This is a genomic window from Kitasatospora aureofaciens (assembly GCF_001188955.3).
In the GTDB taxonomy this organism is placed as follows: domain Bacteria; phylum Actinomycetota; class Actinomycetes; order Streptomycetales; family Streptomycetaceae; genus Kitasatospora; species Kitasatospora aureofaciens.
This window is the reverse complement of record NZ_JPRF03000020.1, coordinates 110,906-130,040: the sequence shown is the minus strand read 5'-3', so window position 1 is coordinate 130,040 and position 19,135 is coordinate 110,906. Positions and strand designations below refer to the sequence as shown.

At 73.1% G+C, this 19,135-nt stretch carries 19 protein-coding genes; 10 read left to right on the top strand and 9 right to left on the bottom strand.

The genetic code is table 11. The features are described from left to right. Window positions 1-79 precede the first annotated feature (79 nt). Window positions 80-943, top strand: a complete 864-nt coding sequence (locus HS99_RS12675; protein ID WP_050366617.1) for a helix-turn-helix domain-containing protein — start codon at window positions 80-82, stop codon at window positions 941-943. Next, window positions 940-1,149 (top strand): DUF397 domain-containing protein, encoded by a 210-nt coding sequence (locus HS99_RS12670; RefSeq protein ID WP_030286489.1) that lies wholly within the window; start codon window positions 940-942, stop codon window positions 1,147-1,149. The genes HS99_RS12675 and HS99_RS12670 overlap by 4 nt, the downstream gene beginning before the upstream one ends. A 206-nt stretch (window positions 1,150-1,355) precedes the next feature. Here HS99_RS12670 and HS99_RS12665 read toward each other — a convergent pair whose 3' ends face one another. Continuing rightward, window positions 1,356-2,471: an ADP-ribosylglycohydrolase family protein gene (locus HS99_RS12665; RefSeq protein ID WP_030286490.1), complete on the bottom strand. Its 1,116-nt coding sequence runs from the start codon at window positions 2,469-2,471 to the stop codon at window positions 1,356-1,358. A 173-nt stretch (window positions 2,472-2,644) separates the two neighbouring features. Beyond that, window positions 2,645-5,233, bottom strand: a complete 2,589-nt coding sequence (locus HS99_RS12660; protein ID WP_030286492.1) for a bifunctional FO biosynthesis protein CofGH — start codon at window positions 5,231-5,233, stop codon at window positions 2,645-2,647. 181 nt (window positions 5,234-5,414) lie between these two features. Here HS99_RS12660 and HS99_RS12655 point away from each other — a divergent pair, with 181 nt between their 5' ends. The 3 genes from HS99_RS12655 to HS99_RS12645 are packed head-to-tail and all read left to right on the top strand — an operon-like array spanning window position 5,415 to window position 8,631. Then, entirely contained in the window at window positions 5,415-6,680 is a 1,266-nt protein-coding gene (locus HS99_RS12655; protein WP_046386814.1) for a LolA family protein, read from the top strand. Window positions 6,681-6,683: 3 nt separating this feature from the next. Next, window positions 6,684-7,769 (top strand): ABC transporter ATP-binding protein, encoded by a 1,086-nt coding sequence (locus tag HS99_RS12650; protein WP_030286496.1) that lies wholly within the window; start codon window positions 6,684-6,686, stop codon window positions 7,767-7,769. Continuing rightward, window positions 7,756-8,631, top strand: a complete 876-nt coding sequence (locus HS99_RS12645; protein WP_030286498.1) for an ABC transporter permease — start codon at window positions 7,756-7,758, stop codon at window positions 8,629-8,631. The genes HS99_RS12650 and HS99_RS12645 overlap by 14 nt, the downstream gene beginning before the upstream one ends. A 40-nt stretch (window positions 8,632-8,671) precedes the next feature. On the opposite strand, the gene rarD is transcribed toward HS99_RS12645, so the two are convergent. Together rarD and HS99_RS12635 are read right to left on the bottom strand one after the other, a co-directional pair. Next, the gene (gene rarD, locus HS99_RS12640) at window positions 8,672-9,676 is read right to left on the bottom strand and encodes an EamA family transporter RarD (RefSeq protein ID WP_030552355.1); all 1,005 of its coding nucleotides are present in this window, start codon (window positions 9,674-9,676) and stop codon (window positions 8,672-8,674) included. A 144-nt stretch (window positions 9,677-9,820) separates the two neighbouring features. Then, window positions 9,821-10,669: an SDR family oxidoreductase gene (locus HS99_RS12635; RefSeq protein WP_030552357.1), complete on the bottom strand. Its 849-nt coding sequence runs from the start codon at window positions 10,667-10,669 to the stop codon at window positions 9,821-9,823. A gap of 98 nt (window positions 10,670-10,767) precedes the next feature. On the opposite strand from HS99_RS12635, the gene HS99_RS12630 reads away from it, so the two are divergent. Next, entirely contained in the window at window positions 10,768-11,169 is a 402-nt protein-coding gene (locus tag HS99_RS12630) for a winged helix-turn-helix transcriptional regulator (RefSeq protein ID WP_030552358.1), read from the top strand. Here HS99_RS12630 and HS99_RS12625 read toward each other — a convergent pair. Beyond that, on the bottom strand, window positions 11,156-11,923 hold the full coding sequence (locus HS99_RS12625) for a TetR/AcrR family transcriptional regulator (RefSeq protein WP_030286506.1): 768 nt from the start codon (window positions 11,921-11,923) through the stop codon (window positions 11,156-11,158). The genes HS99_RS12630 and HS99_RS12625 overlap by 14 nt on opposite strands. A gap of 56 nt (window positions 11,924-11,979) precedes the next feature. Here HS99_RS12625 and HS99_RS12620 point away from each other — a divergent pair, with 56 nt between their 5' ends. Beyond that, a complete protein-coding gene (locus tag HS99_RS12620; protein WP_030286508.1) occupies window positions 11,980-12,177 on the top strand; it encodes a DUF6011 domain-containing protein in 198 nt (65 codons plus the stop codon). A 35-nt stretch (window positions 12,178-12,212) separates the two neighbouring features. Here the strand turns inward: HS99_RS12620 and HS99_RS12615 are convergent, their stop codons facing one another. After that, the gene (locus HS99_RS12615; protein WP_050366619.1) at window positions 12,213-14,129 is read right to left on the bottom strand and encodes a tetratricopeptide repeat protein; all 1,917 of its coding nucleotides are present in this window, start codon (window positions 14,127-14,129) and stop codon (window positions 12,213-12,215) included. A gap of 231 nt (window positions 14,130-14,360) precedes the next feature. Here HS99_RS12615 and HS99_RS12610 point away from each other — a divergent pair, with 231 nt between their 5' ends. Together HS99_RS12610 and HS99_RS44790 are read left to right on the top strand one after the other, a co-directional pair. Beyond that, a complete protein-coding gene (locus HS99_RS12610) occupies window positions 14,361-15,080 on the top strand; it encodes a chitinase (RefSeq protein WP_094742912.1) in 720 nt (239 codons plus the stop codon). A 57-nt stretch (window positions 15,081-15,137) separates the two neighbouring features. Next, a complete protein-coding gene (locus tag HS99_RS44790; RefSeq protein ID WP_157846533.1) occupies window positions 15,138-15,302 on the top strand; it encodes a hypothetical protein in 165 nt (54 codons plus the stop codon). Window positions 15,303-15,315: 13 nt separating this feature from the next. Here the strand turns inward: HS99_RS44790 and HS99_RS12605 are convergent, their stop codons facing one another. Next, complete coding sequence (locus HS99_RS12605) at window positions 15,316-16,431, bottom strand: alpha/beta hydrolase (protein WP_030552363.1); 1,116 nt, start codon at window positions 16,429-16,431, stop codon at window positions 15,316-15,318. Between the two features lie 122 nt (window positions 16,432-16,553). Further along, window positions 16,554-17,003, bottom strand: coding sequence for a hypothetical protein (locus HS99_RS12600; protein ID WP_030552365.1), 450 nt, complete (start codon window positions 17,001-17,003; stop codon window positions 16,554-16,556). A 294-nt stretch (window positions 17,004-17,297) separates the two neighbouring features. Here HS99_RS12600 and HS99_RS12595 point away from each other — a divergent pair, with 294 nt between their 5' ends. Then, a complete protein-coding gene (locus HS99_RS12595; RefSeq protein WP_050366620.1) occupies window positions 17,298-18,017 on the top strand; it encodes a hypothetical protein in 720 nt (239 codons plus the stop codon). A gap of 73 nt (window positions 18,018-18,090) precedes the next feature. Here HS99_RS12595 and HS99_RS47745 read toward each other — a convergent pair whose 3' ends face one another. Continuing rightward, entirely contained in the window at window positions 18,091-18,744 is a 654-nt protein-coding gene (locus HS99_RS47745) for a TetR/AcrR family transcriptional regulator (RefSeq protein ID WP_030552366.1), read from the bottom strand. Between the last annotated feature and the right edge of the window lie 391 nt (window positions 18,745-19,135).

Here is a 19,135-nt window from a genome sequence, read left to right as displayed (position 1 = left end):
AGGGGGGTTGGTCCCAATGTCCGAAGTGTTCCGAGGGCTGCCGTTCCAACGATCACCAGAGGTTCGGCCGGAGGTCGACGTGTCCGCGAACATCAATCCCACCGTGCGCCGCCGGCGGCTCGGCTCGGAGCTGCGCAAGCTCCGCGAGGGCCTCGGGATGACGGCGGAGGAGGTGGCCGGCCGACTGATGGTCTCCCAGTCGAAGATCAGCCGACTGGAGAACGGCCGCCGCAGCATCAGCCAGCGCGACGTGCGCGACCTCTGCGACGTGTACAACGTCTCCGACGAGCAGATGCGCAGCAGCCTGATGGAGATGGCCAAGGAGTCCCGCCAGCGCGGCTGGTGGCACGACTTCAACAACATGCCGACGCCGTACAGCGTCTACATCGGCCTGGAGGCGGAGGCCTCCTCGATCCGCGCCTACGAGTCCTCGTTCATCCCCGGTCTGCTGCAGACCGAGCAGTACGCCCAGGCGGTGGTCGAGGGCACCCAGCCGGACACCGACGCCAACGCGGTGCAGCGCCGGGTGCAGGTGCGGATGAAGCGCCAGGAGCGCGTCCACGGCGACAACCAGCTCGGCAGCCTGTGGACCGTCATAGACGAGGCGGCGCTGCGCCGCGAGGTGGGCAGTCGCGAGGTCATGGCCCGGCAGCTGCGGCAGATGCTGGAGCTGAGCCTGCGCCCGAACATCACCATCCAGGTGATCCCGTTCTCGCACGGCGCCCATCCCGGCATGACCGGGACATTCTCCCTGCTCGAGTTCCCGGAGTCAGCCGATTCCACGGTTGTCTACTTCGAAGGTGTGACGAGCGATCTCTACCTGGAGAAGGAGGCCGATGTGCGCCGCTATACCGGTCTCTACGACTACCTGAGAGCGGCCGCACTCGGTGTCGCGGAGAGCCGGTCGCTGATAGCCGACATCGAAAAGGGATACCACGAATGAGCACCCCCGCCGAGCACGGAACCCGTTGGCGCAAGAGCAGTCACAGTGGAGGCCAGGGCGCCTGCGTGGAGATCGCCGGACCGGCCGCGGGAGCGGTGGCGGTCCGGGATTCCAAGGACCCGGACGGCCCGCAACTGCGCTTCTCCTCCGAGGCCTGGAACGCGTTCGCGTCGGCCGTGGCGGCGGGGGCATTCGGCGAGGTCTGAACCGGATCCGTGCTCGGCCCAGTTGCCCGTAGCGGTGTCGGTCGCCCCGAGCGGCGGTCGCGCTACGGGCAACTGCCGTGTCGTGGGCTCCCCTTCGCAGAACGGTCGTTCCCACGGCACGACCGCCGCACCACCCGGCCACCGCACCACCCGACCGCCGCACCACCCGGCCACCGCACCACCCGGCCGCCGCACCGCCCGGCCGCTCAGTGCGCCACCGGGTAGCGGGCGGCCCAGTCGACCCCCTCCGGGCTCTGCCGGTCGTGCAGTTCGGTGCCGTGCATCAGCTCCAGCGCGAAGTCGTCGGCGAGTTCGAGGATCGCCCCGCGCCCCTCCAGTCCCGCCACCAGGCCCGGGGGCAGCGCGGTGTCGCCGTGCAGCACCCCGAGCAGGTTGCCGCAGATCGCGCCGGTGGAGTCGCTGTCCCCGGAGTGGTTGACGGCCAGCAGCAGCCCCGAGCGCACGTCGTGGGCGACCAGCGCGCAGTAGACCGCGATGGCCAGCGCCTCCTCCGCGACCCAGCCCTCCCCCAGCGCCTCGACCCGCTCGGCGGACGGTTCGCCGGCCCGCACCGCGTCCAGCGCGGCCCGCAGGGCGGCGGTGGTCTCCTCGTGCGCCTGCCGCTCGGAGAGCAGCGCCAGCGCCAGGTGGACGCCCTCCTCCAGGGTGCCGCCGCGGGCCACGGACTGGACGATCACCGCGAGCGCGCCCGCCGCGAGGTAGCCGGTGGGGTGGCCGTGGGTGAGCACCGAGCACTCCACCGCGAGCTGGAACACCAGGCCCGGCTCCCAGGTGGTGAGCAGCCCGAACGGCGCCGCCCGGACCACCGTGCCGCAGGCCTTGGAGTGCGGGTTCTTGGGCCGTTCCAGGGTGCCGAGCCGCTCGCCGTCCGGTCCGCTGAGGCCGGTCAGGCAGCCCTGGCCCGGGGCGCGCTGGGCGTACAGCCACTCCTCGCGGCCGAGCCAGCCGAGGTCCGGGCGGCGCTCGTCGGGGCCCCAGTCGCGCTGGGTGGCGGCCCAGCGCAGGTAGGCCAGGTGGAGGTCGGTGGGCGGGTGCCAGCTGCCGGTGTCGCGCCGGATGTGGGCGCGGATCAGGCCGTCCACCGTGAACAGGCTGAGCTGGGTGTCGTCGGTGACGGCGCCGGTGCGCCCGTACGCGGGGACGTAGCCGGTGACGCCCTGCGGGCCGTGCTGGGCCCGGATCTTCTCCAGCGGTTCGAACTCGACGCCGGCGCCGAGCGCGTCACCGATGGCACCGCCGAGCAGGCAGCCGCGCACCCGGCTGCGGAAGTCCTGCTGCTGGGCTCGTGACCACAGTGGCATCACGACGGGGCGCCTTTCGTCGGGGTGGGGGCCGGTCCGCGCGACGCACGGCCGTGGCGCGCGCCCTGGCACTGTATTCGAAGGCGCGAGCGGAACGACGGCGTCCCTCGTACTTCGGTTCCCCGCCCCGGCCGCCGGCCCGACGACGACCCGGGGCCCCTGATCGACAGGTCCTAGTCCAGGACGGGCAGCAGCTCCGGCAGGTGCCCGTCCGAGGCCAGTGCCGCCTCCCGGCGCTCGGCCGGGACCTCGCCGTACAGAGTGGTGCGCTGGCGGTGCGGCCGGCCCGCGGCCTCGGCGATCGCCTGGAGGTCGCGCACCGACTTGTAGCTGCCGTACGCCGAACCGGCCATCCGCGAGATGGTCTCCTCCATCAGCGTGCCGCCGAGGTCGTTGGCGCCCGAGCGGAGCATCTCGGCCGCGCCCTCCGCGCCGAGCTTGACCCAGCTGGTCTGGATGTTGGGGATGTGCGGGTGCAGCAGCAGCCGGGCCATCGCGACCACCGCGCGGTTGTCCCGGGCGGTCGGTCCGGGGCGGGCGATGCCGGCCAGGTAGACCGGGGCGTTGGTGTGGATGAACGGGAGGGTGACGAACTCGCTGAACCCGCCCGTGCGTTGCTGGATCTCTGCGAGCAGCCGCAGGTGGCCGAGCCAGTGCGCGGGGGTGTCCACGTGCCCGTACATCATGGTGGAGGAGGAGCGGATGCCCAGCTCGTGCGCGGTGGTGACCACCTCGACCCAGGTCGCGGCCGGCAGCTTGCCCTTGGTGAGCACCCAGCGGACCTCGTCGTCGAGGATCTCGGCGGCGGTGCCCGGGATGGTGTCCAGGCCGGACTCCTGGGCCTTCTGCAGCCAGTCGCGGATCGAGAGCCCGGTCCTGGTCGCGCCGTTGACCACCTCCATCGGGGAGAAGGCGTGCACGTGGATGCCGGGGACGCGTTCCTTCACCGCGCGGGCGATGTCGAAGTAGGCGGTGCCGGGCAGGTCCGGGTGGATGCCGCCCTGCATGCACACCTCGGTGGCGCCCACCTCCCAGGCCTGGGCGGCCCGCTCGGCGACCTGCTCCAGGGACAGGGTGTAGGCGTCGGCGTCGGTGCGGCGCTGGGCGAAGGCGCAGAAGCGGCAGCCGGTGTAGCAGACGTTGGTGAAGTTGATGTTCCGGGTGACGCAGTAGGTGACGTCGTCGCCGACCGCGTCGCGGCGGACGTCGTCGGCGATCCGGCACAGGGCGTCCAGGGCCGGGCCGTCCGCGTGGAACAGCGCCAGCGCGTGGTCGTCGGTGAGCTTCACCGGGTCGTCGGCGGCCACCGCCAGCGCCTCGCGCAGGTCCCCGGCGAGGCGTTCGGGCGCGCCCTTCGCCAGCACCTGTTCGCGCAGCACCTCCCAGTCGCCGTACACGTCCTCGAAGTCGGCCCGGCGGTCGCCGGTGCGACCCTCGGTGTCGACGGCGGTGTGCAGGTCGGTCCGGCCGTACGCCTCCGGCAGGTCCTCGGGCTCCTGCCAGGGGTGGCCCTGGACGGTGGCGTCCGGGTTCGCCAGGCCGGTGGCCGGGTCGGCCAGGGCACGGACGTGCGGCAGGACCCGCGGGTCCAGCCACGGTTCACCGCGCAGCACGTACTCGGGGTAGACGGCCAGGCGCTCGCGCAGCTCGAAGCCGGCCGCGGCGGAACGTTCGGCCAGGCGGTCGATCTGCGGCCAGGGGCGCTCGGGGTTGACGTGGTCCGGGGTGAGCGGGGAGACGCCGCCCCAGTCGTCGATGCCGGCCGCGATCAGCCGCTCGTACTCGCCGTCCACCAGGTTCGGCGGCGCCTGGAGGCAGGCGGTGGGGCCCAGCAGGTGCCGGGCGACCGCCACCGTGGCCACCAGCTCGTCGAGTTCGGCGTCGGGCATGCCGCGCATCGCCGTGTCCGGCTTGGCGCGGAAGTTCTGCAGGATCAGCTCCTGGATGCCGTGGTAGGCCCGGGACACCCTGCGCAGCGCGAACAGCGACTCGGCGCGCTCCTGGTGGGTCTCGCCGATGCCGATCAGCAGCCCGCTGGTGAACGGCACGGAGCTGCGGCCCGCGTCCTCCAGCACCCGCAGCCGGACGGCCGGTTCCTTGTCCGGGGAGCCGTGGTGGGGGCCGCCGGGCTCGCTCCACAGCCGGGTGGCGGTGGTCTCCAGCATCATGCCCATCGAGGCGGAGACCGGCTTGAGCCGCTGGAAGTCCGTCCAGCTCAGCACCCCGGGGTTGAGGTGCGGGAGCAGCCCGGTCTCCTCCAGGATGCGGACGGACATCGCCCGGACGTAGGCGATGGTGTCGTCGTAGCCGTGCGCGTCCAGCCACTCGCGGGCCTCGGGCCAGCGGTCCTCGGGCTTGTCGCCGAGCGTGATCAGGGCTTCCTTGCAGCCGAGTTCGGCCCCGCGCCGGGCCACCTCCAGCACCTCGTCCGGGGACATGAACATCCCGTGCCCGGCCCGGCGCAGCTTGCCAGGGACGGTGGCGAAGGTGCAGTAGTGGCACTTGTCGCGGCAGAGCCGGGTGAGCGGGACGAAGACGCTCTTGGAGTAGGTGATGACGCCGGGACGGCCGGCCGCCTCCAGGCCGGCGTCACGCACCCGGGCGGCACTGGCGCACAGGTCGCGCAGGTCCTCGCCTCTGGCCTGGAGCAGCACGGCGGCCTCGGTCAGGTCGAGGGCGACGCCGGCCCGGGCGCGGCGCAGGGCGCGCCGCATCGCGTTAGCGGTCGGGGGGTTGCTTGCGTCCGTGGCGGTTCCGTCCATGGCGCGACCCTACGCCAGGGCGGTACGTGGGTAGTACACAACCCTGAGGCCGTCTCAGGGTCGATGTACCCATCAGGTTCACCTCGAAGTGACCCTGCAGGGCGATGACGCGGCGGCGGCACCGGCCTCTAATGGAGGAGCAGTGCCAAACGCACTCGTTCCCAGAGGAGTTGAATACGCCATGACCAATGAGACGGCGGTGGAGGACCAGTTGGACGGCGGGGTGCCGTACCGCTCACGGCGGCGCACCCTGGTGCGGGCCGGGGTGCCGGTGGCGGTGGGCGCGGTGATCGCCGCCGGGGTGGGGCTGGTGCCGGCGCTGGCCGCCGACTCGCCGCCGGACCTGCCGCAGCTGTCGGCCGAGCAGGTGGTGACCAAGGTGCTCGGGTCCGACACCCAGGCCCTGTCCGGGACGGTCTCCGTCTCCACCGACCTCGGGGTGCCCAGCCAGCTGCTGGGCGCCGCGGCCGGCGGGCTCGGTGCGGCCGCCGGGCACGGCAGCGACCAGGGCGGGGCCTCGGCGGACCCGCAGTCCAAGCTGCTCGGCCTGCTCGGCGGCGACCAGACCCTGCGGGTCGCGGTGGACGGTCCGGACCGCCAGCGGGTGGACCTGATGGAGAACATGGCGGGCTACACCCTGGTCCGCAACGGCGACCAGAGCTGGGCCTGGGACAGCTCGACCAACACCGCCCTGCACATGACGGGGCGTCCGGCCGGGCACACCGGGGCCAAGGCACCGAAGGCGCCGCTGACCGGGGTGCCGGCCACCCCCCAGGAGGCCGCCAGGCAGTTCCTCACCGGCAGCGCCGGCACCACCTCCGTCACCGTGGCCGGGACGGCCAACGTGGCCGGACAGAAGGCGTACCAGCTGAGCGTCAAGCCGACCCAGTCCGGCTCGACCGTCTCCGAGGTGCGGATCTCGGTCGCCGCCGACAACGGGGTGCCGCTCGCGGTGGTGGTGAAGTCCACCGACGGCTCCACCGTGCTGGACGTCCACTTCACCGACGTGTCCTTCGCCGAGCCCACGGCCAAGACCTTCGACTTCACCGCGCCCAAGGGGGCCAAGGTGACGGAGAAGAAGGCGGACGAGGCGGCGGCCGGTCACGACGCCCAGGACAAGAAGGGCGACCAGGGCGGGAAGGGCGACCGGGGCAAGGGCCACGACGGGGTGAACGTGATCGGCGAGGGCTGGACGGCGGTGGTCTCCACCCAGCTGCCCACCGGCGTCGAGGCGCCCGCGCAGGGCTCGCAGGGCAACGGCAAGCAGGGCAAGCAGCACGGCCGGCCGATGAACCCGCAGGCCCTGGTGAAGTCGCTCGGCAAGCCGGTCGGCGGCGGCACCCTGATCAGCACCAAGGTCGTCAACGTCCTGCTCACCGACGACGGCCGGGTCTTCGCCGGCGCGGTGACCCTGCCGGTCCTCCAGCACGCCGCCGGGGTGAACTGACGGATGACCGAGACTCCCGTAACGGGGGACGTTACGGAGTCGGCCGGGGGCCCGGGCGCCGCGTCGCGCCCGGCCCCCGTTCCTTCCGCCACCCCCGCTCCCCTTGCCTCCCGCACCTCCGGTGCCTCCCGGACCTCCGGTGCCCCGGCCGACGACGTGATCAGGACCCGCGGCCTGACCAAGCGCTTCCGCGGCGGCCAGCTCGCCGTCGACGGCCTGGACCTGACCGTCCCGCGCGGCTCCGTCTTCGGCTTCCTCGGGCCCAACGGCTCCGGCAAGACCACCACCATCCGGATGCTGATGGGCCTGATCGCCCCCACTTCCGGCACGGCCACCGTGCTCGGCGAGTCGATGCCGCAGTCCGTCGCCACCGTGCTGCCCCGGGTGGGCGCGCTGATCGAGGGCCCGGCCCTGTACGGCTTCCTGTCCGGCCGGGACAACCTGGTCCGTTTCGACGCCGCCGACCCGACCGCCGACCCGCGCACCCGACGCGAACGGGTCGAGGCCGCCTTGGAGCGGGTCGGGCTGAGCGCCGCCGCAGGCAAGAAGGCCCGCGCCTACTCGCTGGGCATGAAGCAGCGTCTGGGCCTGGCCGCCGCACTGCTGCAGCCGCGCGAACTGCTGGTACTGGACGAGCCGACCAACGGCCTGGACCCGCAGGGCATGCGGGAGATCCGGGCGCTGGTCCGGGAGGTCGCGGCGGAGGGCACCACGGTGTTCCTCTCCTCCCACCTGCTGGACGAGATCGAGCAGGTCTGCACCCACGCCGCGGTGATGTCCCGCGGCCGGCTGGTGGTGCAGGGCACCGTCACCGAGCTGGCCGCCCGCGCGCAGGGCCGGCTGGTGGTCCGCACCCCCGACGTGGCGCAGGCCGCCGAGGTGCTGGCGGCCCACCAGGTGGGCGCGCTGGTGCCGGGCGAGGGCCGGGTGGACGGCGAGCTGGGCGCGAGCGTCGACGAGGCGCTGCCCAAGCTGTGCGCGGCGCTGGTCGAGGCCGGGGTCCGGGTACACGGGTTCGGGCTGGAGCGGGGCACGTTGGAGGACGCCTTCGTGGCGCTGACCGGGGAGGGCTTCGATGTCGCAGGCTGAGACGGTGCTGGTGGCCGGCCGGCGGCCGCAGACCACGTCCGGGTTCCTGGCGCTGTTCCGCAACGAGCTGCACCTGACCTTCCGCCGGATGCGCACCAAGGTGCTGCTGGCCATCCTGGCGGCGCTGCCGATCCTGATCGGGGTGATCGTCAAGCTCAACACGGACAGTCCGCGCGGCGGTGGCGGCGGGGCGCCGAGCTTCATCGCGCAGACCACCCAGAACGGCCTGTTCCTGGTGTTCACCGCGCTGGCGGTGGCCCTGCCGGTCTTCCTGCCGATGACGGTCGGCGTGGTCGCCGGGGACTCGGTGGCGGGCGAGGCGGCCACCGGCACGCTGCGCTACCTGCTGGTCGCCCCGGCCGGGCGGACCAGGCTGCTGGCCGCGAAGTTCACCGCCGGGCTGGTGTTCTGTCTGGCCGCCACCGCGGCGGTCGCGGTGACGGCGCTGGCCACCGGCGCCACCCTGTTCCCGCTCGGCGAGGTCACGCTGATCTCCGGGGACACCATCGGCTTCACCGACGCCCTGCTGCGGGCGGTGCTGGTGGCCGGGGTGGTCGCGGTCTCGCTGGCCGGGCTGGTGGCGATCGGGCTGTTCGTCTCCACCCTCACCGGCAGCGGCATCGCGGCGATGGCCGCGACCGTCGGGCTGGTGATCACGGTGCAGATCCTGGACGCCTTCCCGCAGCTGGACGCCGTCCGGCCGTTCCTGTTCACCCACTACTGGATGAGCTTCTCGGACCTGCTGCGCGAGCCGATGTACTGGGACGGGGTGTGGAAGGACCTCGGGTTGCAGGCCGCCTACGTCGCGGTGTTCGGCTCGGCGGCCTGGGCCCGGTTCAGCAGCCGGGACATCAGCGCCTGAGCGGCGTCAGCCGGTGGGCGGTCCCAGCCGGTGAGGGGCGTCAGCTGGTGACGGCTTCCTTGGCGGCCGCGGCCGAAGCCGCCGCCGGGGCCGTCGTCGTCGGGGCGGGCTGCGGCACGGCCGCGGCCCGCCCGGCGCGGTCGGCCCGCACCTGGCGCAGCGCGTCCCAGGTGAGCACCGCGAGGGCGGCCCACACCAGGGCGAAGCCGGCCCAGCGCGCCGGTGGCATCGACTCGTGGAACACCGCGACGCCGATCAGGAACTGGAACACCGGCGCCAGGTACTGCAGCAGGCCCATCACGGTCAGCGGCACCCGGACGGCGGCCGCGCCGAAGAACAGCAGCGGGATCGCGGTGATCACCCCGCTGAGCATCAGCAGCCCGGAGTGCCCCCAGCCGTACGAGCCGGCCACCGTGTGCCCGAAGGTGCCGCGCCCGCTGACCTCCAGGTAGACCAGGTAGCCGAGGGCGAAGGGGAACATGAAGGCGCTCTCGGCGGCCAGGCTCTCCAGGCCGCTCAGCCCGACCTGCTTCTTCAGCAGGCCGTAGGTGGCGAAGGAGAGCGCCAGGGTGAGCGCGATCCACGGCAGCTGCCCGTACGCGACGCTCAGCACCGCGACGGCGGCGGCGCCGATGCCGACGGCCGTCCACTGCGCGCCGCGCAGCCGTTCCTTGAGCACCAGGACCCCGAAGCCGATGGTGACCAGCGGGTTGATGAAGTAGCCGAGGCTGGTCTCCACCACGTGGCCGCTGTTGACGGCCCAGATGTAGACGCCCCAGTTGACGGAGATCACCGTGGCCGCGCCGGCCAGCATGGCGAGCCGGCGGGGCTGGCGCAGCAGCGGGCGTATCCAGCCCCAGTGCCGCTGGGCGACCAGCATCAGCGCCACCGCGACCAGGGACCAGACCATCCGGTTGGCCAGGATGTCGTCGGCGGCGCCGGGCTCCAGCAGCGGCCAGAAGAGGGGGAAGAGCCCCCAGATCCCGTAGGCCGCCATGCCGTACCAGAGGCCTCGGCCGCTGTCCTGCTGGGTTGTCTGTGGCATGGCCGAGTGCCCTCCCGCGCGCGTGTCGTCCTGGCGACGGTAGCGGGCGGGAGGGCAGGCTGTCATCTCCGTTTCCGGATTTTGGTCATGACATTGCTTGAATGCTGGACGGGACCGGCGTTCTCGCAGGTCGGGTGAGCTGTCTCAGGCACCCAGCGCCGCACGGACGGACTCCGCCAGCGGGACGGTCGGGCGGCCGATCAGCCGGGCGAGGTCGCCCGGGGTGCCGGCCAGCTCGCCGCGCGCGATGCCCGCGTCCACGTCGACCAGCGCCTCGGCGAAACCCTGCGGCAGGCCGGCGCCGACCAGGACGTCCAGGTGCTCGGCCGGGGTGACGTCGCGGTGCCCGACGGGCTCGCCGGAGGCCTTCGCCAGCTCGGCGGCGAGCTCGGGCAGGCTCCAGGCGGCGTCGCCGCTCAGCTCGTAGGCCCGGTTCTGCTCGCTCCCGTCCAGCAGGACGGCGACCGCCGCGTCGGCGTAGTCCCGGCGCGGGGCGGTGGCCACCCGGCCGTCCCCGGCGCTGCCCGGCACCACGCCGCGCGCCACCGTGCCGGCCGCGTCGGCCAGGTAGTTCTCGGTGTACCAGCCGTTGCGCAGGAAGGCGTACGGCAGTCCGGAGGCCAGGATCAGCTCCTCGGTCGCCTTGTGCTCCTCGGCCAGCCGGAAGGTCGCCGTGCCGAGGATGCTCGTGTAGGCGAGCAGGGCGACCCCGGCCGTCCGGGCGGCCTCGACCACGGCCCGGTGCTGCGGGACGCGGCGGCCGACCTCGCTGCCCGAGATCAGCAGCACCCGGTCGCCGGCGGCGAAGGCGCCGGCGAGGGTCCGCGGCTCGTCGTAGTCGACCACGCGGACGTCGACCCCGCGCGCGGCCAGGTCGGTCGCCTTCCCGGCGGAACGGACGGCGACCGCCACCTCGCTCGCGGGGACCCTGGCCAGCAGGCCTTCGACGACGAGGCGGCCGAGCTGGCCGGTGGCTCCGGTGACGACGTACATGGGGTGCTCCTTCTCCTGGGTGACCCTCTGGCCTCGCAACTCACCCTAGGGATGGCACTAACCTTTCGAAAGTACGCACTTCAAAGTACGGTACTGGCATGGAGGTAAGTCAGATGCGGGTGAGCCTGAGCGGACCGCCGGCGAACGTCTTCGACCGGATGTGCCCGTCCCGGGGTGTGCTGGAGCACGTCACCAGCCGCTGGGGCGTGCTCGTCCTCGGTGCGCTGCGCGAGCGCGGTTACCGGTTCAGCGAACTGCGCCGACGGGTGTCGGGGGTCAGCGAGAAGATGCTCGCGCAGACCCTGCAGACGCTGGAGCGGGACGGCTTCGTGCTGCGCGAGGCGCACCCGGTGATTCCCCCCAGGGTCGACTACAGCCTCACGCCGCTCGGACGGGAGGCGGCCGAGCTGGTCGCGGCGCTCGCGCACTGGTCCGAGCAGCGGGTGGGTTCGGTGGTCGCGGCCCGCGAGGAGTACGACGGGCGGCCTACCGCTCCCTGATCAGCGCGGCCAGCCCGTCCAGGACGCGGGCCAGGCCGAAGGCGTAGGCGTGGTCCGGGCTGTACGCGCCGCCGTGGGCCTCGCCGGCGGCGGCGCCGACCCGGGCGGCGACCGGGTAGCGCTCGGGGTCGAAGACCCGGGCCAGCAGGTCGGCGTTGGCCTGCCACCACTGGGCGTCGGTCAGGGCGCTGTCCTGCTGGGCGGCCCGCTCGTCGGCGGCCATCCGGGCGCAGGTCTGGACGAAGCCCAGCAGGTGGGTCAGCGCGGCGTCCAGCTCGACGTCGGGCAGGCCGGTGCCCTCCAGGGCGCTCAGCTCGTACTCGTACTTGGCCATCAGGCCCGGGCCGAGCGGCGGGCGGCTGGTGGACACGGCGGCGACCCACGGGTGGGCGCGGAACAGCGCCCGGTTGTCGTCGGCGACGGCGGTGGCCCGGGCCCGCCAGCCGTCGTCGGCCGGGGCGGTGCGGGGCATGGTCGCGTAGACGGTGTCCAGCATCAGGTCCAGCAGCTCGGCCTTGCCCGGCACGTAGGTGTAGAGCGCCATCGGGGACAGCCCGAGTTCCTGGGCGACCCGGCGCATGGTGACGGCGTCCACGCCCTCGGCGTCGGCCAGGGCGATGGCGGTGGCGGCGATCTCACCGGTCGAACGGGCCTGCTTCGGGCCGCGCCGTCCGGGCTTCTCCTCGGCGGTCAGCCCCCAGAGCAGGGCGAGGGTGCGCGCCGGGTCTCCTGCGCTGCTGCGGTCCGTGGCCATGCGCAGGATCCTTTCACGGGATCCCTTCACCGGTGCGTGGCCGCTACCGTCTCCCCATGACCAGCCCTGAGCCGGAGCCGCTGCCCGGTACGGACACCACCCGGGCGCTCCGCCCCCGGGTGACCTGTCGGCGCTGCCACCGGCCGCTGCACGACCCGGAGTCGCGGATGCTGCGGCTGGGGCCGGAGTGCCGCGATCCGGCGGAGCGGGTCGCGCGGTTCGAGGTGGAGCAGGAGACGCTGCCGGGGGTGTAGGCCGGGACGCGCGGGCGGAAGGCGGCTGCGCGGACTCAGCCTCGGCCGAGAAGCCGCCCGAGGAATCCCGGGCGCCGCGGCTCGAGCGACGGTTCGGGCTCCGGCTGGGGTTCGGGTTCGGACCGGGGTTCGGACTTCGGGCCGTCAGCGGCCTCCTCCGCGCGGATGGCCGCCCGAGCGAGGTCGCGGTCGGCAGGTGTGACCCAGGGCGCGGCGAGCACCAGGTGGCAGACCGAGCGCAGGATCGTCACCACGCGCACCCGCCGGGCGTCGACGCTGTAGTGCAGCCGCCGCCGGAGCTGCGTGGCGATGTCGGCGCGGGCCTGCGGGTGCGTCCAGCCGATCGCGACGAGCGCGAATCCGGCCGCCTCGGCGACCCAGTCCTCCGGTCCCAGTAGCAGGTCGAGCAACACCCGGCGGCGGTCCGACTCCGGCCACGGCTGATCGGTGCGGTGGTGGGCGATGCCGAGGCAGGCGAAGGCCTGGACGGCGCGCACCCACAGTTCGGGCTGGTGGGCGAGCAGGGCCCGGCCGAGGTCGTCCTCGCGGGGCAGCGGAGGATGGACCAGGGCGCCGAGCAGGTCGTCGAGCGACAGGCCGGCGAGGCGCACGGCGTGGTCGTAGGCGGCCGGGATGGTCGGCCACACGATCTCGGCGGTGGCGCGGACGAGTTCGGCGCTTTCCGGGGCGGGCGGCGCGACGGCGGCCTTCGGGTCGGTGCCGTCCCATGCCCAGACCGCGGCGGAGGTCTTGATCAGCGGGAGCCGTGGGTCGGGTTTGTCGATGGACTGATAGACGACGGTGCAGCGCGGCAACGCGAGGTGGAGGGCCAGCTGTGAGCTGGGCGGTTCGACGGTGGAGACATCGCACTCGATCTCGGTGTCTCGGTCCGTGTCGGGCGCCGCCAGGACCTGGTGCAGCAGGTTGACGGTTGCCTCGGACGTCCCGGGGACCATGCCGAGCCAGGGCTCGCGGTGGCTGAGCCGCTCCAGCAGGTCCCGGGCGTACTCGTGGTCGGGGTGGTCGCGGTGGTGGTCGGCGAGGGCGAGCAGGTGGACGGCTTCGCCGTCGACGGCGTGGCGCAGCCCGTGCAGGGCGGGGGCGGCCTTCGGGTGGTCGGGCTCGGTGGCGAGGACGCGCTCCAGCCAGGGCAGGCCCTCGGCGGGGCGGCCGAGGGTGCCGTACAGCTCGGCGACGTCCACGGCGAGGTAGCTGCTGGAGTTGCCCTCGTCCGGCACGACCCGGGCGAGTTCGGCCTCCCAGACGGTGAGCGCCTCCTCGGGGCGGCCGTCGGCACGCAGGGCGTTGCCGAGCATCACGGAGGGCAGGTGGCCGGGAGCCAGCCGGTGGGCCCGCTCGGCGAGTTCGACGGCGCGGGCGGTGGCACCGAAGCGGCGGGTCAGGCCGGAGGCCATCGCCAGCAGCAGCGGGTGCTCGGGGTGGCGGTCCGTCACAGCCCGCACGAAACGTTCGAAGGGCCTTACGGTGTCCACCAGTTCGGCGGGCAGCGGGTCGGGCAGCGCACCGGCGGCGCGGGCCACCGCCTGGGCGACGGCGTCCGGGTCCACCAGGGCGGGCAGGTCCTCGCGGGCCAGCCAGGCGGTGTGCGCCCACGGGCGGGCCGGCTCGTACTGGATCGCCGAGGCGAGCAGGCCGACGGCGGTGTCCCAGTCCCCGGCTGCGGCCTCCACGTGGGCGCGGCAGACGACGGTGCCGAGGTAGACCTCGCCGTCCAGCGGGAACAGGTCGCGGGCCGCGGCGGGGCCGCCGACGGCGGCGCACAACTCCGCCAGTGCCTCGTGCAGTTCGGGCAGCTGGGGGGCGGCGATGATCGCGTCGGAGAGGTGGTCGGCGGCGTGGCCGAGGTCCCCGGAGTCGATCGCCAGCCGGGCCACGGCCACCTCGCCCTCGGCGGCCAGCCGCTCGTCGCCCTCGTCGTCGGTGTGCGCCATGCCCTGTCCCCCGGTCCGCTCTCGGCTCGTGCGCGGACGAGGCTATCCGGTGCGTAGGACTGGCGGATGATCACCCTGCGGTCCGAGCTGTCCCGGTTCTTCGATCGGATACAACCCGTACGAGTGGTTTAGACCTCGGAAAGGTTCAGATCCCGGGCGCCGCCCAGCACGATGAACCCCGGTGCTTCGAGAGCGAAGCACCGCTCAAGCTAAGACTCCTGACGAGGAATGATGACGTTCTCCCGCGCCCTCTCCGCAGTCGCCTCGGCCGCCGTCCTGAGTACCATCGCCCTCACCGGACCGACGGCCACCTTGGCGTCCGCCGCAGGCTCCTTCGTGGTCAGCGAAGCCCAGTTCAACCAGATGTTCCCGAACCGGAACCCCTTCTACACGTACAAGGGCCTCACCGACGCCCTGAGTGCCTACCCCAAGTTCGCCGCCACCGGCGACAGCGCCACCCGCAAGCGCGAGGCGGCCGCCTTCCTCGCCAACGTCAGCCACGAGACCGGCGGCCTCAGGTACGTCGTCGAGCAGAACACCGCCAACTACGGCCACTACTGCGACACCACCCAGCCGTACGGCTGCCCGGCGGGCAGGAGCGCGTACTACGGGCGCGGGCCGCTCCAGATCAGCTGGAACTTCAACTACAAGGCCGCGGGCGACGCCCTGCACATCGACCTGCTGCACGACCCGGCCAAGGTGGAGAAGGATCCGGCCGTCGCCTGGAAGACCGCCCTCTGGTTCTGGGACAGCCAGAAGGGCGCCGGGACGATGACCCCGCACGACGCCGTCGTCAACAACAAGGGCTTCGGCGAGACCATCCGCAGCATCAACGGCGACCTCGAGTGCAACGGCAAGAACCCGGACGAGCGCAACGACCGGATCAACCTGTTCAAGAGGTTCGTCGGCGTGCTGGGCACGAACGTGGGCGGCGGCAACATCTCCTGCTGAGCCCGGCGGTGGGCGAGCGGCTGTACTGCCGGATCGGCCGGTGGCGACCCTCAACCGGTGAGCGGCTCGGAGTGGCCGGTGGCCGGCGCCCAGCCCGCCGAGACCTTCACCCGGGCACTGGAGCAGGCCCGGGAGAGCCGGGTGCCCTCGCCGCTGGTCCCGCTCGGTGCCGAGGGGGTGGAGGCCTGCGGGCCGGACGGCTGCGAACCGCCCCGGCGGTGACGGCCGGTGACGGTCAGCCCTTCCCGACGGTCTGGGTGAGCCAGGTGAACACCTGCGGGACGAGCGGCTCCCAGGTGGACGTCAGGTGCGGGCCGTTGACCTCCACCGGGGTGACGGCCGTCGGCGCCTTGGCATTCTTCTGGAGCGCCAGGGCGTCCTCGTAGCCGTCGCCCTTCCTCCCGGTCATGTACAGGGCGACGTCGGGCGGCGTCTGCGCGTGCTGGAGCAGGTAGACCGGGTTGGAGACCTCGCGCAGGTGCGGGTCCTTGGCGGTGAGCGAGTCCGACTCGCCCATCGGGTCGTTGTACCCGGACAGGCTCACCCCGGCGTGGTACCGGTTCGGGTGCGCCAGGGCGAGCCGGGCGGCGCAGTGCCCGCCCGCCGAGTAGCCGGCCACCGCCCAGCGCTCGGGGCCCGGCTCGGCGCGGAAGTTGTCCAGCACCATCTGCGGCACGTCCCGTGCCAGCCAGGTCTCGGCGTTGACCTTGCCCGGCACGTCCGCGCAGCCGGTGTCGACGTGCCCTTCGAGCAGCACGACGCGCGGCGAGACCAGGATGAACGGCGCGACCTGCCCGGACTTCATCAGCGGCGCCAGCTGCCTGGAGACGTTCATGCTGCCGAACCAGGCGCTGGACGACCCGGGGAAGCCGACGAGCAGCTCGACCACCGGGAACTTCCTGTCCTTGTACGCCGGGTCGTCGTACTGCGGCGGCGTCCAGACCAGCACCTCGCCGTCCACCCCGGAGACCCGGCCCTTCAGCTCGGTCGTCCTCACGTCCTTCGGCACGGCCTTGTCGTCCACCGAGGTGAACTGCTGGGTCACCTTGGGCTGGCCGGGCGCGTTCGCGGCCGCCGTCGCGTCCGCCGGCGGAGGGACGGGCACGGTGCGGACGTGGCTTCCGGTGCCGAGCAGGTCGTCCCAACTGCCGTACAGCTGGTTGTCGTTGTTGACGACCACGAACACCAGAGTGACGGCGGTGAGTTGGGCGAAGGCCACCATGAGCAGCCGACTGCCGAAACGCACCGGCTGCGGGCCGCGCACCCGGTTCCACAGGTACATCAGCAGGCCCATGGAGAGCGGGACGAGGAGGATCGCGAGGACGAGGAACGGGGTGCCGGTGAGCTTCACATCAGCTCATACGGACGGCAGCCGCTGTTCGGTTGCGCCCCGGCCCGGCGTATGTCGCCAGAAGTCGGACGGGCCGACTTCCTGCGACGTACGGCTCGACAAAAAGCATGAGGCGGGCGCGGTCAGTCGTAGAAGAACTGGCGGAGGTCCTCGACGGAGCCCGGCCCGAAGAGAAAGGCCTCCGCCTTGAGGACCTCGGCGACCGGCGGCGGGCCGTCCGCCGGGAGGCCGCGGAGCCAGATCTCACCCTGCTCTCCGACCGCGTACACGGCGGAGAGCAGGGCCGCCATGCCCGCGGGCCGGGGCGGGGCCGCTCCGGCGACGGGCGCCAGCTCCCAGCCGCCGGCCCCCGCAGCGAGCCGCAGTACGGCGGCCCAGCGGACGATGCGGGCCAGCCGGGCGCGCCACGGCAGTTCATCGGGCGAGGGCGGGCAGCCGACGGCCGCGGCGGCGATGTCGTCGATGATCCGGCGCTCGTCGTCGGTGCGGATCCACCGGCCCTCCTGGGAGCCCTCGATCGCGGCGCCCCACCACTCCCAGGCGCTGTCCATGCGCTGCTCGAACCCGTCCATGAGAGGAGGGTGTCACACCGGCAGGCGGGGGCCGGAAGACGGGCGGCGCACCATGCTGACCGGTGGCCCCCTGCGCCGGTGGCCGTCGAGGTCCCTGGGCCGATCCGCCGAGGTGGCACACGGTTCGGGCACGTGTGATCACGACTCGGCATCCCTTGTCACGGACCTGCGAGGGAGTCGTCACGGGGCCGTCAAGACGGGATCGAAATCGTGGCGGGCGCGTTGACCACTGCGCTATGAACGTCCCTCAGGAGGGCTGCCGCCACGGCGGTCCGCATTGACGGGGGACGTCACGTGAAGACCATCCGCAACAGTCGCACCATGGCCCTGGCCGGCCTGGCCGTGGTGGGCGCGCTCACCATGACCGCCTGCAACGACGACGCGGCGTCGTCCGACAGCGCCAGCACCCCGCCGGCCACCCGGGCGCCGGCCGCGCCGACCGGCGCGCCCACCACTGCGGCGGCCTCCGGTTCGGCGGCCGCGCCGGGCGGCGACGCCACCGGTGCCGTCCCGGGCGGTTCCACCGCGGGCTCCACCGGCGGGGCCCCGGCCCAGGCCGGCCCCACCGCGGCGCCCGGGACCACCCTGAAGATCGGCGACGCCGCGACCGTCCCGTTCAGCTCGGGCAGCACCAAGGGCACCGTCTCGCTCGCGGTGACCTCGATCGACAAGGGCGACCCGGCCGACCTCGCCCCGCTCAAGCTGGGCGACAAGGTCACCGGCATGGTGCCGTACTACGTCCGGTTCAAGGTCACCAACACCGGCAGCACCGACCTGTCCTTCGCCAGCCTGACCCAGGTGAAGGGCACGCTGCCGGACGGCTCGGAGGCCTCCGAGGTGATGCTGATCGGCACCTTCGACAAGTGCCCGCACCCGTCCTTCCCGAAGGGCTTCACCAACGGCCAGTCCATCACCTCGTGCGTGCTGGCGCTGGCGCCGACGGCGACCAAGGTGGCCGGCGCGGAGTACTGGGGCGAGCCGTACACCCTGGGCAAGGGCGTCAACTGGAAGTGACGCGGGACGGCCGGTGGGCGGGGCGGCGTCAGGCCGCCCCGCCCACCGGCCGCTTCTCCGCGACGGCGGCCGCTCAGCCCGCCGGCCGGCCCGCCCCGGGCCCGCCGTGGATCCGCAGGAAGGCGTCCACGCCCGCCGTCGCGATCCGCTCGACCTCCTCCGAGGCCACCGGCAGCGCGCCCCAGAAGGAGCGCTCGGCCACGCCGTGGAAGGTCAGCAGGGTGAACTGCTCGGCGGCCAGCTCCCCGTCCTCGACGGCCAGCAGTCCGCGCCCGCTGAGCGCCGCGAAGTGCTGCGCGAGGTCCCGCTGGGAGGCCACCGGACCGGCCTCCAGCCAGGCCTCCAGCACGTCCACCGGGATGTTGGCCACCTCGGCGCGGATGGCCCGGCCGAGCGCGCCGTGCTCGCCCGCGGAGAGGACGGCGTTCGCCCGCTCGACCGCGAAGTCGGTCAGGTCGCGGCGCAGGTCCACCACCCGGTCGAGGTACTTCGCCATCAACTCACGGATGCGTTCGGTGAGTTCGGCTGAGTTCTGGAGCGCCACCGACAGGAAGAGGGTCTCCTTGTCGGCGAAGTGGTTGTAGACCGTGCGCTTGGACACCCCGGCCTCGGCCGCGATCGCGTCCATGCTGGCCCGGACGTAGCCCTCGCGCCCGAAGACCGTCGTCGCGGCCCGGGTGATCGCCTTGCGCTTCTCCGGTCGTCCCGCTCCGCCTGTGGTGGCCACGGCCCTCCTCCTTCTCCGTCGGCGCCCTCGCCGACCGCTCAGAAACTGCTCGGTGTAGTGTATGCAGATCCGTTCGCGATCGGACTTGCCACCGAACAGGCGTGCTCTATGCTGCGTACGATCTCTACACCTCTGTAGAGCGAATCCGAAAACGTGCCCGCCCCCGAGCAGCGACGGGAAACCGAGAACGGGAACCGGCCGGCCGAACACCAGCGTCCCGTACTGGCAGCGCCGCTACCGCTCTTCCACGGCTGACCCGGCGCAGCGTCGAGCGGCGCGCGAAGCACGGGAACACCGGGGGTGAGCGAGTGGCGGGGCAGCGAGGACGGTCGTCCGACCAGGGTTCACGGCGGCGGGCGACGGGCCGCCCCGCAGGCCCCGCGCGGCCCTT

Bases quoted from the DNA above. Each gene is read 5' to 3' on its own strand.
- rarD (WP_030552355.1), bottom strand. From the start codon at position 9,676: ATGCCACAGACAACCCAGCAGGACAGCGGCCGAGGCCTCTGGTACGGC.
- HS99_RS12635 (WP_030552357.1), bottom strand. From the start codon at position 10,669: ATGTACGTCGTCACCGGAGCCACCGGCCAGCTCGGCCGCCTCGTCGTC.
- HS99_RS12630 (WP_030552358.1), top strand. From the start codon at position 10,768: ATGGAGGTAAGTCAGATGCGGGTGAGCCTGAGCGGACCGCCGGCGAAC.
- HS99_RS12625 (WP_030286506.1), bottom strand. From the start codon at position 11,923: ATGGCCACGGACCGCAGCAGCGCAGGAGACCCGGCGCGCACCCTCGCC.
- HS99_RS12650 (WP_030286496.1), top strand. From the start codon at position 6,684: ATGACCGAGACTCCCGTAACGGGGGACGTTACGGAGTCGGCCGGGGGC.
- HS99_RS12660 (WP_030286492.1), bottom strand. From the start codon at position 5,233: ATGGACGGAACCGCCACGGACGCAAGCAACCCCCCGACCGCTAACGCG.
- HS99_RS12610 (WP_094742912.1), top strand. From the start codon at position 14,361: ATGACGTTCTCCCGCGCCCTCTCCGCAGTCGCCTCGGCCGCCGTCCTG.
- HS99_RS12645 (WP_030286498.1), top strand. From the start codon at position 7,756: ATGTCGCAGGCTGAGACGGTGCTGGTGGCCGGCCGGCGGCCGCAGACC.
- HS99_RS12655 (WP_046386814.1), top strand. From the start codon at position 5,415: ATGACCAATGAGACGGCGGTGGAGGACCAGTTGGACGGCGGGGTGCCG.
- HS99_RS12620 (WP_030286508.1), top strand. From the start codon at position 11,980: ATGACCAGCCCTGAGCCGGAGCCGCTGCCCGGTACGGACACCACCCGG.
- HS99_RS12670 (WP_030286489.1), top strand. From the start codon at position 940: ATGAGCACCCCCGCCGAGCACGGAACCCGTTGGCGCAAGAGCAGTCAC.
- HS99_RS12600 (WP_030552365.1), bottom strand. From the start codon at position 17,003: ATGGACGGGTTCGAGCAGCGCATGGACAGCGCCTGGGAGTGGTGGGGC.
- HS99_RS12615 (WP_050366619.1), bottom strand. From the start codon at position 14,129: ATGGCGCACACCGACGACGAGGGCGACGAGCGGCTGGCCGCCGAGGGC.
- HS99_RS12665 (WP_030286490.1), bottom strand. From the start codon at position 2,471: ATGCCACTGTGGTCACGAGCCCAGCAGCAGGACTTCCGCAGCCGGGTG.